This is a genomic window from Pantoea sp. MBLJ3, from assembly GCF_000816655.1.
GTDB lineage: Bacteria > Pseudomonadota > Gammaproteobacteria > Enterobacterales > Enterobacteriaceae > Pantoea > Pantoea eucalypti.
Genome location: NZ_JSUT01000023.1, coordinates 1 through 493, shown reverse-complemented (window position 1 = coordinate 493; position 493 = coordinate 1). Strand labels below are relative to the sequence as shown.

Annotated in this window: 2 tRNA genes; both read left to right on the top strand. The window is 51.5% G+C overall.

Annotated elements, in window-relative coordinates:
- The first annotated feature begins 112 nt into the window (after positions 1-112).
- Positions 113-189 (top strand) — tRNA-Ile (locus NP77_RS19145).
- 142 nt (positions 190-331) lie between these two features.
- Positions 332-407: transfer RNA gene (locus tag NP77_RS19140), tRNA-Ala, on the top strand.
- Positions 408-493: the final 86 nt, after the last annotated feature.

Below are 493 nucleotides of genomic sequence, written 5' to 3'. Positions count from 1 at the left end.
GTAACCGTAGGGGAACCTGCGGTTGGATCACCTCCTTACCTGAAGATACCTTCCCGCGCAGTGTCCACAACAGATTGTCTGATAAAAAGTAACGAGCAGAAAAAACCTCTACAGGCTTGTAGCTCAGGTGGTTAGAGCGCACCCCTGATAAGGGTGAGGTCGGTGGTTCAAGTCCACTCAGGCCTACCAAATTCGCACTCACGCTGCGTTATGTCTCCGGCTCGCATAGTTCACTATGCTTCGCGGAAACATGCCTTGCCTGAGCACGAATTGCATTTCTCACGAAGTGTACTCGGTTGAGTGGTAGTAGTGGTCTCTGCAGTAACTGTATGGGGCTATAGCTCAGCTGGGAGAGCGCCTGCCTTGCACGCAGGAGGTCAGCGGTTCGATCCCGCTTAGCTCCACCATACCGTTTATCTGTTTTTTCTGAATACTTCAGAGCGTACCGGCAACGGTGTGCTGCGAAGTATTATGCTCTTTAACAATCCGGAAC